Source organism: Actinophytocola sp. (assembly GCF_036378875.1).
GTDB lineage: Bacteria > Actinomycetota > Actinomycetes > Mycobacteriales > Pseudonocardiaceae > Actinophytocola.
The window spans coordinates 25,981-41,892 of the sequence record NZ_DASUVO010000002.1 but is presented as its reverse complement, the minus strand read 5'-3'; the positions used below and the strand labels follow the sequence as shown (position 1 = coordinate 41,892).

Sequence of the window (15,912 nt, the reverse complement as noted above, 5' to 3'; positions counted from 1 at the left end):
GCACCTCCCCGTCGCGCATGCCTCTTCAGTCCTCTGTGGAATAGAGTAGGACGGCTCGAGGAGGTGTCCGATGAGTGCGGTGGATGTCGTTCCGCTGGTCGACGAAGGACTGGGGAACTCGGCCTACCTGGTGGACCTGGGCGACGGGCGGGCACTCGTGGTCGACGTCAGCCTCGACCTGCGTAGTGCCTCGGACACCGCGCGGCGGCGCGGGCTGGCGGTGGCGTTCGCGGCGGACACGCACCTGCACGCCGACTTCGTGTCCGGCGCCCGGCAACTCTCCGCGACCGAGGGCACCCGCGTGCTCGCTTCGGCGGCCGGCGGGCGGGAGTTCACCCACACCGGGCTACGCGACGAGGAAGAGGTGGATCTCGGCGGTCTGCGCCTCCGCGCGCTGGCCACACCGGGCCACACGTCCGAGCACCTGTCGTTCCTGCTGCTCGACGGCGGCGCCCCGGTCGGCGTGTTCACCGGCGGATCACTGATCGTCGGCGCGGCGGCCCGCACGGACCTCGTCGCCCCGGACCGCACCGAGGAACTGGCCCGCCGCCAGTACGCGTCCCTGCGGCGGCTGGCCACGCTGCCGGACGAGGTGGCGGTGTGGCCCACGCACGGCGCGGGCTCGTTCTGCTCCGCGCCACAGGGTGCGCGACGCACCAGCACCATCGGGGAGGAGAAGGCCACCAACTCCCTGCTGCGGGCGAGGAACGAGGACGAGTTCGTCGCCGAGCTGGTCGGGTCGCTTGGCAGCTTCCCGTCGTACTTCGGGCGGCTGGCCGAGCTGAACCGACGCGGTCCCGCCGTGCTCGACGCCGACCCGGCCCTGCGTTCCCTGGACGTGGACGCGGTACGAGCACTACTGGCCGACAGCGCACGTCTGGTCGACGTCCGCCCGGTGCCGGAGTTCGCCGCCGCGCACGTGCCTGGCACGATGTCGATCCATCTGCGGCCGGCGTTCGCGTCGTGGCTGGGCTGGCTCGCCCCGCACGACGTGCCGCTGATCGTCCTGCGGGGCACCGCGCAGGACCCGGGCGAGGTCGCGTGGCAGGCGGCCAAGATCGGCTACTCGAACCTGGCCGGTGAACTGGCGGGCGGGATCGACGCGTGGACCGCGGCCGGGTTCGCCACCACGAGCATCCGACTGGTGCGAGCCGACGAGATCAACGGTGAGCGCGTGCTGGATGTCCGGCAGACCGCGGAGTTCGCGGCCGGTCACCTTCCCGGCGCCAGCCACGTGGAACTCGGCGAGATCGCCGCCAACGCACGAAAGCTACCGACGGAACCGACGGTGGTGATGTGCGCACACGGCGAACGCGCGATGTCCGCGGCGAGCCTGCTCGAACGAGCCGGCCACCACGACCTCGCCGTCCTACGCGGCAGCGCCGACGACTGGGCTCAGGCCACGGGCCACTCGCTCGCGACCGGCACCCCGGTGACGTCGCCGAACTGAGGGCTCAGCGAGGTGTTCCGGTCAGACGACCAGTGATGTCGGCGCGTAGGGCCTTCTTGTCGATCTTGCCGACCTTCGTGGTGGCCAGCTCGTCGACCAGGACGAGGTGTTCGGGGAGCTTGAAGCGGGCCACGCCCATGGTGGCCATCGAGTCGCGGATCTCCTCGAGGTTGACGGTGGTGCCGGGGCGGGGCACCACGTACAGGCAGACGCGCTCCCCCAGTTCGGGGTCGGGCATCGCGACCGCGGCGACCTGGGCGACGGCGGGGAGCTGGTAGACCAGGTTCTCGACCTCTTCCGCCGAGATCTTCTCGCCGCCGCGGTTGATCATGTCCTTGTCGCGGCCCTCGACGATGAGGTTGCCCTCGGGGGTGCGGCGGCAGATGTCGCCGGAGCGGTACCACCCGTCCTCGGTGAAGGCGCGGGCGTTCTGCTCGGCGGCCTTGTAGTAGCCGCGCGGTGTGTACGGGCCGCGGGTGAGCAGGGAGCCGAGCTCGCCATCGGGGACGTCGTTGCCCAGCTCGTCGACGAGGCGGACCTCGTCGTCCGGACACATGGGACGCCCCTGGGTCGTGCAGATGATCTCCTCGGGATCGTCGAGGCGCGTGTAGTTCAGCAGGCCCTCGGCCATCCCGAACACCTGTTGGAGCGTGGTGCCGAGCACCGGCCCGATCCGGCGGGCGAGCTCGTCGGCGAGCCGGGCGCCGCCAACCTGCAGCACCCGCAAGGAGGCGAGGGCCGAGGCGCCGTGCTCGACGGCGTGGTCGAGCCACCGGCCCGCCACGGCCGGCACGACCGCGGTGTGGGTGACGCCTTCGGCGGCGATGGTGGCGAACGCACGGGCCGGTTCCGGGGACGGCAGCAGGACGACGCGGCCGCCGGAGAGCAGGGTGCCGAGGATGCCCGGGCAGGCGAGGGGGAAGTTGTGGCCGGCTGGCAGGTTGACCAGGTAGACCGTGTCCGCGTCCATGCCGGCGACCTCGGCGCTGCGGCGGGCGTTGTAGGCGTAGTCGTCGTGGGTGCGGGCGATGAGCTTGGGCAGGCCCGTCGTGCCGCCGGACAGCAGGAACACGGCGACGTCCCGGCTCCCGACAGGGACGGAGGTCCGCGCCCCGCCGGAGCCACAGAGAGTTCGCAGGTCGACGCTGCCGGGCAGGATCTCCTCGCCGGCGACCAGGACGTGCCATGGGCCGACCTCGTCGCGGAGGTCGTGTGCCAGCCGCTGATGGTCGAAGTCCCGCATCCGGTCCGGGACGGCGATCGCGGTGGCCTCGGCGTGTGTGGCCAGGTAGGAAAGCTCCATGCGCCGGTGCGCCGGCAGCGCCATCACCGGCACGATGCCCGCCCGCAGGCAGGCGAGGGTCAGCACGACGAACTCCCAGGAGTTGCCGAGTTGCACGACGATCCGGTCGCCGGGAGCCAGGCCGAGGTCGAGCAGGCGGGCGGCGGCGGAGTCGGCGCGGTCGGCGAGTTCGGCCTGGGTCAACCGGATCCCGGCCGCCGGGTCGACCAGCGCGGTCTCGCTGGCATGCCGGTCCGCCACGGCACGGAGCAGGTCGCCGAGCGGGACACCGGCCCAGTACCCCTTGTCCACATAGGACTTGGCCACCGGCTCGGGCCAGGGCACCGTGTGGTCACTGATCGGGGTGGGCATCGCTGGCCTCTCTGGGGACGCGTCGGGTGACGAGGACCGCGTCGAGCGCGATCAAGCCGGTCGTGGTGAGCCGCAACGGGTTCACCTCGATCTCGACGAGTGCGGGGTTGGCGACGAGCAGGTCGCCGAGCATCGCGACGATACGCCCGAGTGCCGCGGTGTCCAGCACGGGTCCGCCGCGCCAGCCGTCGAGCAGTGCGCGCCCGGCCAGTTCCCCGGGCATCTCCTCGGCCTCGGCAGGCGACAGCGGCGCCAGACGGACGGTGACGTCGGCGAGCGCCTCCGCGGTCGTGCCACCCAGGCCGAACAGCACGATCGGGCCGAAGACGGGGTCGCGGCGGGCGCCGAGCACGAGGTCCACACCGGACGGAGCCATCTTCTCGACCAGGTAGCGGTCGGCGTCGATGGCGTCCACGGCGGCGTCGAGCTCGGCGGGCGTGGTGATGCCGAGGTGGACGCCGCCGATCTCGGTCTTGTGCAGCACCGTGGCGTCGAGGACCTTCACCGCGACCGGACCACCGAGATCGGCGAGCGCCGCGTGTGCCTGCGTTCGGCTCGCGCAGGCCCGGCGGGCGGGGGTGGTGACGCCCAGCCGGTCGAGCAGGTGCTTGGCCTGGTTCTCGTCGTAGGCGCCGATGATCCCGGTCGGGACGGGCCCCGTCGGTTCGTGCCGGTGTGTTCGCGCACGGGCGCGTGCGTCCGCGACCAGCGCGCCGACCGCGGCGGCGACTCCGCGCGGGTCGGTCGCGACCGCGATGCCGGCGTCGAGCAGGGCGCGACGGTCGCGCACGACGTCCGCACCGGTGCCGCCGACGCCGAACACCATCGGCACGTCGAGGGTTCGGGTTTCCTTTGCCGCCGCGACCAGGTCGACCGCGGCCGGCTCGTGGAGGGCGTACGCCGCGAGCACGTCGACCTCGGGATCGGTCGCGACCGCACGGAGAATCCGCCCAAGCTCGGGGCCGGGCCGACCGGTGTCGACCGGGTTGCGCTGGAAGGTCAGCGGCGGCAGCAACCTGGCCAGCGTGTCCTGTGTAGACGAACGGAGCTCGGGGACGCGGACACCGCGGCCGCGGAGGTCGTCGAGCACGAGCAGACCCGGTCCCGCCTGGGCGGTGACCACGCCGGCACCGGCGTCGCGGGCCGGCCGCGCCCGGGTCACGGCCAACGCGCCCACGGCGTCGACCAGTTCGCGTTCGTCGTCCACCACGACGGCGCCGGCCTGGGCGAGCGCGGCACGGGTGATGCGCCACGAGGTGGCCAGCGCACCGGTGTGTGACGCGGCGAAGGCGCCGATGTCGTGCCGGCCGACCACCAGGGCGACCACGGGTGTCCGCGCGGTGAGCCGGCGTACGGCGGCCACGAGACGCGGCCCGTCGGCGACGGACTCGACGTGCAGTGCGACCGCGCCGGTCTCGGCGTCGTCGGCGAGGTGGTCGAGCACGTCCGGCGCGGAGACGTCGACGGCGTTGCCGAGCCCGACGGCGAGGCTCACCCCGTGCCCGGCCTCGGCGAGCAGGAACGCCAGCGCGTGGTTCACCCCGCCGCTGGCCGCGACCACCGCGACCCGGCCCGGCCGCACCTCGGCGACGCCCGGCACGAAGCTGGCCGTCACGCCGGCGTGCGGGGCGAGGAAACCGCTGGTGTTGGGGCCGAGCAGCCGCACGCCGGTCTCGGCCACGACGGCCGCGAGCTCCTGTTCGTACCGAAGGCCGGGCGCACCCGTCTCGCCGAACCCGCCACCACAGATCACTGCCGCGCCGACCCCCGCCTTGGCGGCGTCCGCCAGGACCCAGGGACAGGCAGCCGCGGGCACGCAGATCATGGCCAGGTCGACGGGCCCGTCCACGGCGGCCGCGCCGACGGACCCGTACATCGTGTCGTCGCTTCCGTTGACCAGCGCCAGGTTCCCGCCCCGCTCGGCGAACCCGCCCAGCGACCGGGCCATGGCGGCGCCGAGCTTCCGGGAGTTCCGGGACGCGCCGACCACGGCGATCCCCCGCGGCGCGAACAGCGCGTCGAGGCCTCGACGCTGGCGTGTGGCGGTCATGGGTGCACCGCCACGAGGTCGGCGCGACCGGACAGCACCGCGGTCAGCGCCCGGTCGCGGTCCGCGTCCGGGTCGACGAGCAACACCGGCAGCCGGTCGTGCGTCCTGGCCTGCTCGCAGACCAGTGTCCGGGTGAGCGGTGTGCCGCCGTGGACGGCGACGAGGACCGGTTCGGTGGCGGCGATCTCGGTCAGCTGGGCGAAGACCGCGGGCAGGTCGGCCTCGGCGTCCGGCGCGGCGACGAGCGCGCCCCACGGGCCGCCGGACCGGAGCTGTTCGGCGAGCGGCAGCGGCTCCTGCCCGAGTACCGCGGCCGGCACTCCCCACGCGTCGACCGACACGGTGAGCAGGCGGTGGGGTGTGGACCAGCCGCGCAGCGAGAACGGTGTGTCGAGTGGCTCCGCGCCGTGCGCGTCGACCCAGCCGCGGTGGCTGGCGGCGACGAACTCCGGGTCGCGCCTGGCGAGGCGGGCGTCGGTGATGGACCGGGACAGGAAGTGGTAGGCGAACTGCCACGGCTCGAACTCGTCGTGGTAGCGCCCGAAGTGTTCCCACCACGCCAGGCTGGGCCGTGCCGAGTCCTGGATCTTCCGCACCGACGGCTGTGCCGCGTCCTCGTAGGCGGCCAACGCGGCGGACAGGTCCGCCACGTTCGCGGCGAGCGCGCGGGACAGCGCGACCGCGTCCTCCATGGCCATCTTCGTGCCGGAGCCCACCGAGAAGTGCGCGGTGTGCACGGCGTCGCCGAGGAACACCACCGGCCGGTGTGTGCCGGTGTGCCAGCGGCGGGTGCGGCGGGTGCGGAAGTTCCCCCAGCGGGAGTTGTTGCCCACCAACCGTTTCCCGTCGATCTGGTCGGCGAACAGCTTCTCCAGGTACGCCTTGGACTTCAGGTCGCTGGGGCCTGGGGGAACGGTCAGGTCGAACTCGTCCAGCCCAGCACGCCGCCACGACGGCTCGTCGGTCTCCACGATGAACGTCGACAGCTCGTCGGAGATCGGGTAGCCGTGCACCGCGAACACCCCGTCCGGGCCGTGCTCGTGCACGAAGGTCAGCCCGTCGAACAGGTAGTCGGTGCCGAACCAGATGAACTTCGCCGTCGCGGTCTCCACCTGCGTCCCGAGGTCCGCCTCCACCTGGTCACGGATCTTCGAACCGGCGCCGTCGGCGGCCACGACGAGGTCGTAGTCGGCGAGGTCGTCGAAGGACACCTCGGTGGAGAACCGCAGCCGCGCGCCGACGTCCCGGGCCCGGGCCTGCATCAGCCCCAGCAGCGTGCGCCGCACGATCGCGGCCATGCCGTTGCCGTGGCACCGGATCCGCTCCCCCTTGAGCCGCACCTCGATGGCGTCCCAGTGACGGCCGTGTTCGGCGAGCGCCTCGCGCAACACCGGGTCGGCCTCGTGGATGCCTTCCAGCGTCCGGTCGGAGAACACCACCCCGAACCCGAACGTGTCGTCGGCCCGGTTCCGCTCGAACACGGTGACCTCGATCGACGGATCGGCTCGGCGGATCAGGGTGGCGAAGAACAGCCCACCCGGCCCACCCCCCGCGACGGCGATGCGCATGATTCGGATCCCTTTGGTCACGGCGTTGCCCAGGACTCACACGCTACAACGAACTATCGACGACCGTCTAGTAGATGACACATATCCGTCAGCCAGCCTCCTGATCAACCGCCGCACTGCCGAGCAGCTCGTCCACATAGGACTCCGCGGGGTCGCGCAGCAGGCCGTGGGCCTCGAGGAAGATCTCGTGCGCCTGCCTGCCGAGCCAGCCCTCCGGCAGCAGCTCGGGCGGCAGGTCCGGGTCGCGGAAGGGGAAGTGGCGGTAGTCGTGGATCAGCGTCATGCGCTCCACGAGCGCGTCGGCGCCGGTGCGCTCGCCGGACCGGTAGGCGCGCAGCCGCGGGCGGTAGACCTCGAGCAGCTCGGCGTAGTCGCGGTCGAGGCCGGCGAGGTCCCAGGCGCGCGAGGCGATGTCCCGGTCGGCCGCCATGCCGCCGGAGCGCGACCGGAACACGTCAAGCCGCACGGACGGCTCGCCCGCGAAGGCCTCGCACACCTGCTGCCCTCGGTCGTGCGGGCTGAGCCACACCGCGGCGGACAGCGGCCCGAACCCGAACCAAGCCAGCTTCTTGCGCAGCTGTTCCCGCAGGGCGCGCTCGGTCTCCGGGACCGAGTAGATGACCATGTGCCAGTTCCCGTCCCACGGCCCCCGCGCCCGCTTGAAGATGCGGTCCCGGCCCTCGTCGAGCAGCGCCCACGAGGTGTCGGTCAGCGAGTACACCGTCTCCCGGCCGTCACGGCGGCTGGCCAGCCAGCCCTCCTTGCGCAGGCGCGTCATCACCACGCGAACCGTCGCCTCCGGCACGTCGAAGCACGCCATCAGTGAGATGAGACCGCGCAGCCTGGCCTCACCGCCCCGGTAACGCAGGTAGTCACCGAAGAGGTCGAACACCAGTGACCGCGCCTTCACCGAACACCTCCGTAATGTTTCACCTCATTGACGACCGTGCAGCTAACGCATCATACTCGCTGAGGCCACGATGTAGTGAGGAGTCCACGATGCCCGAAACGTTCGTCCTGATCACCGGCGCCTGGCACGGTGGGTGGACCTGGCGCCCGGTGGCCGAACACCTCCGCGCGGCCGGCCACCGAGTTCTCACCCCCACTCTGCCGGGCCTGGCGGACGGCGCGGACCCGACCGAACACAGCCTGGCCGACGTCGTCGACTCCGTCGTACGCACCGTCGAGGAGAACGACCTGCGCGACATCACCCTCGTCGGGCACAGCTGGGGTGGCTATGTGATCACCGGGGCGGCCCCGCGACTGGCCGGCCGGCTGCGCAAGCTCGTCTACTGGGGCGCGTTCGTGCCCGCGGAAGGCCGGTCCCTGTTCGACGAGGTGCCACCGCCCTACCAGGACCTGTTCACGGCGCTGGCCGAGGCGTCCGGCAACAACAGCGTCACCCTGCCGTTCGAGGTATGGCAGGAGGCCTTCATCGGCGACGCGCCAGAACCGGTCGCCCGGCTGCTCCATGACCTGCTGGTCCCCCAACCCATGCAGTACTTCACCGAGACCGTCGCCCCGCTCGACGCCGCCGCACTGGGCGTGCCCGTGGCCTACCTGCTGGGCGAGGAGGACATCTCGCTCCCGCCGGGCGAGTACGGGTGGCACCGCTTCGCCGACCGGCTCGGCGTGCCGATCCAACCGGTGCCGGGAAGCCACGAGGCGAGCTTCACCCAACCCGCCGCACTGGCGGAGGCACTGCTCAAGGCCTGACGCCACCCCGTGCCAGCGAACACCTGTTCGGTCACAGCGCTACCGGATGCCGAGGACATCGGCGACCCAGTCCGCGATGTAGGTGCTCGTGTGGGGCAGGTGGTCGAGTCCGATGTGCTCGGTCGCGCCCTCCTCGGCCGTGAAGATCCGCAGTTGGCGGTTGGGGCTGCTGGTGGCCTGCTCGTGGGAGCGGTGTGCGTAGGAGACGGGGATCTGCCGGTCGTTCTCGCCGTGGCAGATCAGGAACGGCACCGTGATGTGCTCGACCACCCCGTCCAGGCACACCGCGTCCGCGAAGTCGACGAAGGTGTCGAGGTTGTCATGGCCCCACACCCACAGCACGTGCTCCCAGTAGTGCGGCACCGGCCGCTCGCCCTCGCGTTCGAGGCGGCGGCGTTGCACGGCACCCCAGTCGTGGTTGGCGCCCCACGCGACCACGAGTGCGAGACGCTTCTCGAACGCGGCGGCCCGCGGGGCGTAGTAGCCGCCGAGCGACCACCCGACGAGCCCGATCCGGTCGTGGTCGACGTCGTCGCGGGACTCGAGGTAGTCCACGCACGCGGCGGCCCATGCCTCGGTGTCGACGCGGGCGGTCAGTCCCTGCAGCCTCAGCGCCTCACCGGAGCCGGGGCAGTCGACCATGAGACAGGAGATGCCGCGGGCGGCCAGCTCTTCCCAGTGGCCGGAGGAGTACATGTGCTCCTTTGTGGAGTCCAGACCGTTCCACATGATCATCACGGGGGCGCGGTAGCCGGCCGAGCTGAAGTACGCGGGCAGAGTCGTGCCCTCGTACGGGATCGCCACCCGGGTGATGCCGGGATCCTTGAGATCGAAGGCTTTCTGCTGGAGTTCGAGGACGCGGCGGTAGGTGTCGAGCCGCTCCGGCGCGGAGGCGCTCTGCAGCCGCTCGGCCTGGGACAGGTAGTTGGTGGCACGCGCGTACAGCTGCCCGGCCGTGCGGGTGTGGCCGGCCTTCTCGGCTTCCTCGGCCTGGCTGACGAGCTGGTCGGTCAGTGTCGACCACGCACGCAGGAAGTCCGGGGTGCCGGCGTCCTCGCCGCGCGTGGCGGCCTCGCGGATGGGGCGGCAGGCGCGGTCGACCTCGTCGATGAGGCCGCCACTGTTGAGGGTGGCGACGACGCCGAGGTTCCAGACGTAGTTGCCGGGGAAGTACTCGAACACGGGGTTCCTCTCAGGTTCTGGGGCGGGCCGGGCGCACCGGCGGCAGGTCCTGGCCGGCCACGACGGTGTTGCGGATGGTGCCGATGCCCTCGACGGTCATTTCCACGACGTCGCCTGGCTTCAGTGGCGGTGGGTCCTGCTTCCCCCGGCGGCCCCACAGTTCGGCGAGGCAGCCGCCGTTGCCGCAGGTGCCTGAGCCGAGCACGTCGCCAGCACGGACCTGGGTGCCTCGGGCGGCGTAGGCGAGGAGTTCCTCGAAGGGCCAGCCCATGTTGGACAGCCGGTCGTGACCGATCTCGACGCCGTTGACGGACACGCGCATGTCCAGGTCGAGGAAGCCGTCACCGTCCACGGTGAACTCGTCGGCGGTGACGAGCCATGGCCCGAGTGTGGTGGCCGAGTCCTTGCCTTTGGCGGGTCCCAGCTGGACCTTCATCTCGCGGCGTTGGAGGTCACGGGCCGACCAGTCGTTGAAGATCGTGTAGCCGAAGATCGCGTCGGGGCCCGCCACCGCGGCGACCTCCAGCTCGAAGTCGAACAACCGCGAGTTGGGCGGGATCGCCACGTCGTCGTGTGCGCCGACGAGGGCGTACGGGTTGGTGAAGTAGAACGTGGGCGCCTCGAACCACTCCGGTGGCACCGACCCGGGGGCCACCATGCCCTCGACGTGCCTCTGGAACGCGACGAAGTCCCGCACTGTCGGCGGTTCGAGCGGTGGTAGCAGTCGCACCCGGTCGAGCGGCACGGCCGTTCCATTCAGGACCGAGGCGCCCGCGTCGAGCGCCGCCGGCAGGCCGGACCGGACGAGGTCGAGCACGGTCACTCCGCGCGGAAAGGCGTGGATGCCCTCCGGCCCGACCACGCCCGCGCGTACGGCGCCCAGGTACTCGTAGGTGGCGAGGCGCATCAGACCGGCGGGGCCACGAACAGGCCCTTGTCGGGGTCGTTGAACGACTTCTTCGCGACGAACTCGTTCATCGCGTTGGCGGTGCCCCACTGGTCGGACACCTCGGGTTGGCTGAAGTCGTAGAGGTGCGGGTGCCAGGTGTCCTCGTCGACCTCTTCCAGCTCGGTGGTGTACTCGACGGTGTTGCCGTGCGGGTCGAGGAAGTAGCTGAAGGTGTTGTTGCCGGCCATGTGCCGGCCGGGGCCCCAGATCTTCTCCACCCCGGCCCGTAGGAGCCGGCCGGTGCCGCGCATGTACTCGTCGATGCCCCGCATCTCGAACGACGCGTGGTGCAGCGACGGGTGCGGGCCGCGGGCGATCGCGAGGCTGTGGTGCCATGCGTTGATCCGCAGGAACCACATCATCTCGCCCATGCGTGGGTGCATAAGCGTGTCGGACAGCCGGAACCCGAGGTGCCGCTCGTAGAACGCGCGGGTGGCCTCTGGGTCGGCGGAGTTGATGACCACATGCGACAGTCGCACCGGGACGGATTCGCCCTCCTCGACCCGGCGGTGCCGCCGGACCGTGACGTCGGCACTGACCTCGACGGTCCGGCCCTCGTTGTCGAAGAACCGGAACCCGTAGCCACCACCCGGGGTCACGAGTGCGCGTGGTTCGTGCACGAGCGTCACCCCGGCGATGGCCAGCCGGGCGGCGAGGGTGTCGACGTCGGCGGGCGTGGCGGCGCCGAACGCGATCAGGTCGATCCGCTTGTCCGCGGCCTGGCGCAACCGCACCACGTACTGCTCCGGCGAGCCCTCGGCGGCCAGGAACGAGATCCCGGTGTCGCCGTGCTCCTCGGTCAGTCCCCACACGCCGGTGAAGAAGTCCTGCTGCCGCGCGAGATCCGGCACGGCGAGGTCGATGTGTCGCAGGTGGGTGATCAGACGTTCTGTCACGGCTTTTCTTTCAGGCTGGTTGGGATACGAGGTCGCCGATGCGTCGGACGAGGCCTGGCACGTCGCCCTGCACGTGGTCGAGCAGCCACTGGCCGACCTGGTTCGACGCCTCCACAACGGTTCTGGCGCGGTCGTAGCGGCGGGCGGTGAACGTGTTCCACAGGTCGTCGTCGAGGCTGTCGCGGGCGAGCAGCAGTTCGGCCAGCACCGCGGCGTCCTCCAGCGCCTGTGCGCCGCCCTGCGCGAGGGTGGGTGGGCAGGAGTGCGCCGCGTCGCCGATGAGCACGACCCGACCACGGTTCCAGGGCGGCGGCAGGACATGTGTCTCGAACCGGGTGTAGTTGATCCGGCTCGGGTCGGTCAGCGTCGGCCGGATCTCGTCCCACGGCCCGTGGTAGGCGGCGGACAGCTCACGCATCGTCGCGAGCCGCTGCTCGGCCGCCAGTCCACTGTGGTCCGTGACGTCCTCGACGATGTAGGCGTAGAGCGAGTTCGTGCCCGTCGGGGTGTAGCCGGCGATGTAGCAGGGGCCGCCGTAGTACAGGTCCGTGTGGGTCACCGACGCCGGCCGCGGCCCGAACGCCCGCCAGATCCCCATCCCGGTCGACCGGATCTCCAACTCGATGCCGACCAGCTGGCGGGTCGTCGAGCGGATGCCGTCGGCGCCGACCACGAGGTCGTAGCGGCCGGTCGAGCCGCCGGTGAACGTGACGTCCACCCCGCCGGCGTCCTGCGCCAGACCTGTCGGGGCAACGCCGAAACGGGTCTTCACACCGGTCTCGGTCGCTCGGTCCAGGAGAACCCTGGCCAGCGCCGGCCGAGGCATGCCCATCGTGGCCGGCAGGTCCGGGCCGCCGCTGCGCACATCGGGGATCTCGAACAGCAGCGTGCCGGCGGGGTCCGGGGCACGCAGCCCGAGGCAGTCGAACGGGAAGCCCTCCGCCCTGGCCCGTTCCCACACCCCGAGCCGCCGTAACTCACGCAGAGCGTTGCCCTGCAAGGTGATTCCGGAGCCGATGGCGGCGATGTCCGGCTTGACCTCGACGAGGTCGACCGCGACACCGCGCTGCGCGAGCAGGATCGCCGTGGCCGTGCCGGCGAGGCCGCCGCCGACCACCAGAACGTTGTTGACCGCGGGCATGATGGACTCCCTTGTCCGGTTACTTGACGGCGATGGGTGCGACCGGCGCGCCGACCGCACCGGTCACCGGAAGCGGGGCGGCGGTCAGCCAGAACTCGTAACGCCCGTCGGCGACACAGTCCGCGGCGAGCGCGTCGAGGTCCCACATCTCACCGAGGAACAGACCGATGTGCGGAATGGCCACCTGGTGCAGTGGCTGGAACGCGTTGTCGAACTCGTTGGGCCGCACCTCGACACCCCACGTGTCGGTCGCGACCCCGGCGATCTCGCTGCCGTGCAGCCAGTCCACTGTGGAGAACGACAGGCCCGGCGAGTCGCCGCCGGCGTAGTCGCCCCAGCCTTCACGCCGTGCCCGCGCGAGCCGTCCGGTGCGCACCATGAGCAGGTCACCCCGGCCGACACGCGCGGTCTCGCCGTGCGCGGCGATCGTGGCCTCCAGGTGGTCGGCGGTGATCGCGAACCCGTCCGGCAGCTCACCGCCCACACCGAACACACGACCGACGTCGAGCAGCACACCCCGGCCCGCGATCAGCCCGGCCGTGGTCTCGATGCCGGTGAGCCGGTCACCCTCGCTGGTCACGACGTCGCCCGCGCGCCGGCCGTTGTAGGCCATACCGTGGTCGAAGATGTGCCCGAGGCCGTCCCACTGCGTCGAGGCCTGCAACGGCATCGCGATCACGTCGTCCGCACCGCCGATGCCGTGCGGGAAGCCCTGCGTGCCGCGCTCGGCGTCGGTGCCCGTGTCGAGCATGGTGTGCACGGGGTTGGTGCGCCGCCGCCAGCCCTTCTGCGGACCGTTCATGTCGAAGCGTTGCGCCAGCGAGAAACTCGCGCCCCTGCGTACGAGTGCGGCGCCCTCTTGGCGTTTCGCCTCGTCGAGGAAGTTCAGTGTGCCGAGCACGTCGTCGGCGCCCCAGCGGCCCCAGTTGGAGCACCGCTTGGCCGCCGCCGCGATCGCGCCCTCGGGATCGGTTCGGTCCACCGTGTCACTGTCTGCCGTCCCGCGACATCAGGGAAGCCGAAATCACCTATGCTCGGTATCAGCCGTATTGATACTCTGACCGCTTGTGAACCTCGCACGGCTGGATCTGAACCTGCTGGTGGCGCTCGACGCGCTGCTGCAGGAGCGCAGCGTGACGCGCGCGGCCGAGCAGATGGGGCTCAGCCAGCCCGCGGTGTCGGCCCAGCTGAGCCGGTTGCGGCGCCACTTCCACGACGAACTGCTCGCGCGGGCGGGGAACCAGTACCGGCTCACGCCACTCGCGGTGCAGCTCAAGGAACGCGTGCGGGTCGCGCTCTCCGGCGCCGAGCGGGTGTTCGCGGCCGAGCCCGACTTCGACCCCGCGTCGTCCACCCGCGAGTTCTCCCTGCTCATGAGCGACTACGCGATCGCCGTGCTCGGCCCGAACATCGCCGGACTGCTCGCGGCGGAGGCGCCGGGCACCCGGCTGCGGTTCCCCGCCAACACGCCCAAGATGGTCGACGCGGCAGCCCAGGTGCTCGTCAACGTCGACCTGCTCGTCATCCCGCACGGGTTCGTGGAGGACCTGTCCCACCACGACCTCTACCTCGACGAATGGGTGTGCCTGGTCGCCGCCGACAACCCCGGGGTCGGTGAGTCGCTGACCGCCGAACAGCTCGAGACCATGCCGTGGGTCGTGACCTACCACGGGCCCACCGCGTCGACACCGGCCGCGCGACAGATGCGCATGCTGGGGATCGAGCCGCACGTGCAGGTCGTGACCGAGACGTTCCTGACCGTGCCCGCACTCGTCGCGGGCACCAACCGGGTCGCGCTGCTGCAGAAGCGCCTGGTCGACCTGATTCCCCACGGGCTCGGGGTACGGGCTCTCCCGTGCCCCTTCGAGGTCGGCCCGCTGGTGGAGGCCATGTGGTGGCACCCGATGTACGACGACGATCCTGAGCACCGCTACCTGCGGGACCTGGTCGTGCGTGCCGTCGCCATCGGTGCTGTCGATACGCCGCTTCGGCAGAAGTGATTTCCGCTCGCACCACACCGCGCCGACACTTCCAGGCACGCCGGTCGTCGAGGACCGGCGCCGGACGTCATCGGAGAAGCCAGTGTCGGACGCTCCCCCAGTCACTCCCGTGGACCCGGCCACCGGCCGGCCGGCGGGCACCCCGCAAGCCATCGTCCTCCTGCTCGCCAGCTGCCTGGCGGTACTGGGCGCGGTCCTGCTCGCGCCGGTCCTGCCACGGATCCAGGAGGCCTTCGCCGGCACTCCCGGCGTCGCCACCCTCACTCCCGTCGTGCTCACCGTGCCGGCACTGGTCATCGGTCTCACCGCGACGATCGCCGGCCGCATCGTCGACCGGCTCGGCCGCAAACGCCTCCTCGTCGGCGCGCTCGTCGTGTACGCCTTCGTCGGCACGGCCCCGCTGTGGTTGCCGTCGCTGCCCCTGATCGTCGCGAGCCGGGTCCTGGTCGGCATCACAGAGGCCGCGATCATGACCTGCTGCACGACACTGCTCGCCGACTACTTCCACGGCTCCAGGCGGGAGAAGTACTTCGGCCTGCAGACCGTCTACACCACCGTGTCCGCGACGATCTTCTTCGCCGTCGGCGGCCTGCTCGGCTCGACCGGCTGGCGTACCCCGTTCTGGCTGTACGCGGTCAGCCTGCCACTCGCGTTCGCCGCGGCCCGCCTGATCTGGCAACCGCCGCAGCGCGTCCACGAGAAGCTCCCGCCCCTGCCGTGGCGCGACTTCCTCGTCCCGGTCGCCGTCACCCTCGCCGGCGGTCTCGTCTTCTACGTCCTCATCGTCGAACTGTCCTATGTGCTCGACGGCATCGGCGTCACGTCCACGGCCACCATCGGTCTGGTCAGTGCCATCGGTTCCCTCGCCACGGCCGTCGCGGCCTTCCTGTTCGCCCGGGTGGCCCGGCTCGGTCCGGCCGTCACCGTCCCGGCTGCGTTCACGCTCTCCGGGCTCGGCATCCTCGGGCTCGCACTGGCGCCGTCGGTGCCGGTCGCGGTCCTTGGCGCCGTCGTCGCCGGCCTGGGCAACGGCCTGATGCTCCCGGCCCTGCTCACCTGGGCGCTGGGCAACCTGTCCTTCGCGCAACGCGGCCGCGGCACCGGTGTGTGGACCTCCGCGATGTTCATCGGTCAGTTCGTCTGTCCACTCGCGATCCTCGCTCTGGCCGGCGCCACCGGCGGCCTGTCCACCGCCCTGTTCGTCGTCGCGATCGCCACGCTCGTCCTCGCCGCGGCGATCCGGTACCGGCAGGCAGGCGTGCGGGTCGAAGCGGCAGTGGATCAACCCGTCTGACCAGCTTGTGAG

The 15,912-nt window shown here is 71.4% G+C and carries 13 protein-coding genes; 4 read left to right on the top strand and 9 right to left on the bottom strand.

Translation table 11 applies throughout. From position 1 onward, the window contains the following. Positions 1-70: 70 nt before the first annotated feature. A complete protein-coding gene (locus tag VF106_RS00275) occupies positions 71-1,450 on the top strand; it encodes an MBL fold metallo-hydrolase (RefSeq protein WP_330837452.1) in 1,380 nt (459 codons plus the stop codon). Between the two features lie 4 nt (positions 1,451-1,454). Here VF106_RS00275 and VF106_RS00270 read toward each other — a convergent pair whose 3' ends face one another. From VF106_RS00270 to VF106_RS00255, 4 genes are all read right to left on the bottom strand, one after another. After that, entirely contained in the window at positions 1,455-3,104 is a 1,650-nt protein-coding gene (locus VF106_RS00270) for a (2,3-dihydroxybenzoyl)adenylate synthase (RefSeq protein ID WP_330837451.1), read from the bottom strand. Continuing rightward, positions 3,085-5,154 (bottom strand): acetate--CoA ligase family protein, encoded by a 2,070-nt coding sequence (locus VF106_RS00265; protein ID WP_330837450.1) that lies wholly within the window; start codon positions 5,152-5,154, stop codon positions 3,085-3,087. The genes VF106_RS00270 and VF106_RS00265 overlap by 20 nt, the downstream gene beginning before the upstream one ends. After that, positions 5,151-6,722, bottom strand: a complete 1,572-nt coding sequence (locus VF106_RS00260) for an FAD-dependent monooxygenase (protein WP_330837449.1) — start codon at positions 6,720-6,722, stop codon at positions 5,151-5,153. Before VF106_RS00260 ends, VF106_RS00265 begins: the two co-directional genes overlap by 4 nt. Before the next feature lie 88 nt (positions 6,723-6,810). Further along, entirely contained in the window at positions 6,811-7,632 is an 822-nt protein-coding gene (locus VF106_RS00255; protein ID WP_330837448.1) for a PaaX family transcriptional regulator, read from the bottom strand. Between the two features lie 89 nt (positions 7,633-7,721). Between VF106_RS00255 and VF106_RS00250 the strand changes: the two genes are divergently transcribed. Next, on the top strand, positions 7,722-8,438 hold the full coding sequence (locus VF106_RS00250) for an alpha/beta fold hydrolase (protein WP_330837447.1): 717 nt from the start codon (positions 7,722-7,724) through the stop codon (positions 8,436-8,438). A gap of 39 nt (positions 8,439-8,477) precedes the next feature. On the opposite strand, the gene VF106_RS00245 is transcribed toward VF106_RS00250, so the two are convergent. From VF106_RS00245 to VF106_RS00225, 5 genes are read right to left on the bottom strand one after another with little or no spacing between them, the layout of a single operon-like run. After that, a complete protein-coding gene (locus VF106_RS00245; protein WP_330837446.1) occupies positions 8,478-9,620 on the bottom strand; it encodes an alpha/beta fold hydrolase in 1,143 nt (380 codons plus the stop codon). Positions 9,621-9,630: 10 nt separating this feature from the next. After that, positions 9,631-10,527: a fumarylacetoacetate hydrolase family protein gene (locus VF106_RS00240; protein WP_330837445.1), complete on the bottom strand. Its 897-nt coding sequence runs from the start codon at positions 10,525-10,527 to the stop codon at positions 9,631-9,633. Further along, on the bottom strand, positions 10,527-11,465 hold the full coding sequence (locus tag VF106_RS00235) for a VOC family protein (RefSeq protein WP_330837444.1): 939 nt from the start codon (positions 11,463-11,465) through the stop codon (positions 10,527-10,529). Before VF106_RS00235 ends, VF106_RS00240 begins: the two co-directional genes overlap by 1 nt. A gap of 10 nt (positions 11,466-11,475) precedes the next feature. Continuing rightward, on the bottom strand, positions 11,476-12,606 hold the full coding sequence (locus VF106_RS00230) for an FAD-dependent oxidoreductase (protein ID WP_330837443.1): 1,131 nt from the start codon (positions 12,604-12,606) through the stop codon (positions 11,476-11,478). Between the two features lie 19 nt (positions 12,607-12,625). Beyond that, complete coding sequence (locus VF106_RS00225) at positions 12,626-13,588, bottom strand: cyclase family protein (protein WP_330837442.1); 963 nt, start codon at positions 13,586-13,588, stop codon at positions 12,626-12,628. Between the two features lie 85 nt (positions 13,589-13,673). Here VF106_RS00225 and VF106_RS00220 point away from each other — a divergent pair, with 85 nt between their 5' ends. Together VF106_RS00220 and VF106_RS00215 are read left to right on the top strand one after the other, a co-directional pair. Further along, entirely contained in the window at positions 13,674-14,606 is a 933-nt protein-coding gene (locus VF106_RS00220) for a LysR family transcriptional regulator (RefSeq protein ID WP_330837441.1), read from the top strand. Positions 14,607-14,715: 109 nt separating this feature from the next. Then, entirely contained in the window at positions 14,716-15,900 is a 1,185-nt protein-coding gene (locus VF106_RS00215; RefSeq protein ID WP_330837440.1) for an MFS transporter, read from the top strand. Positions 15,901-15,912: the final 12 nt, after the last annotated feature.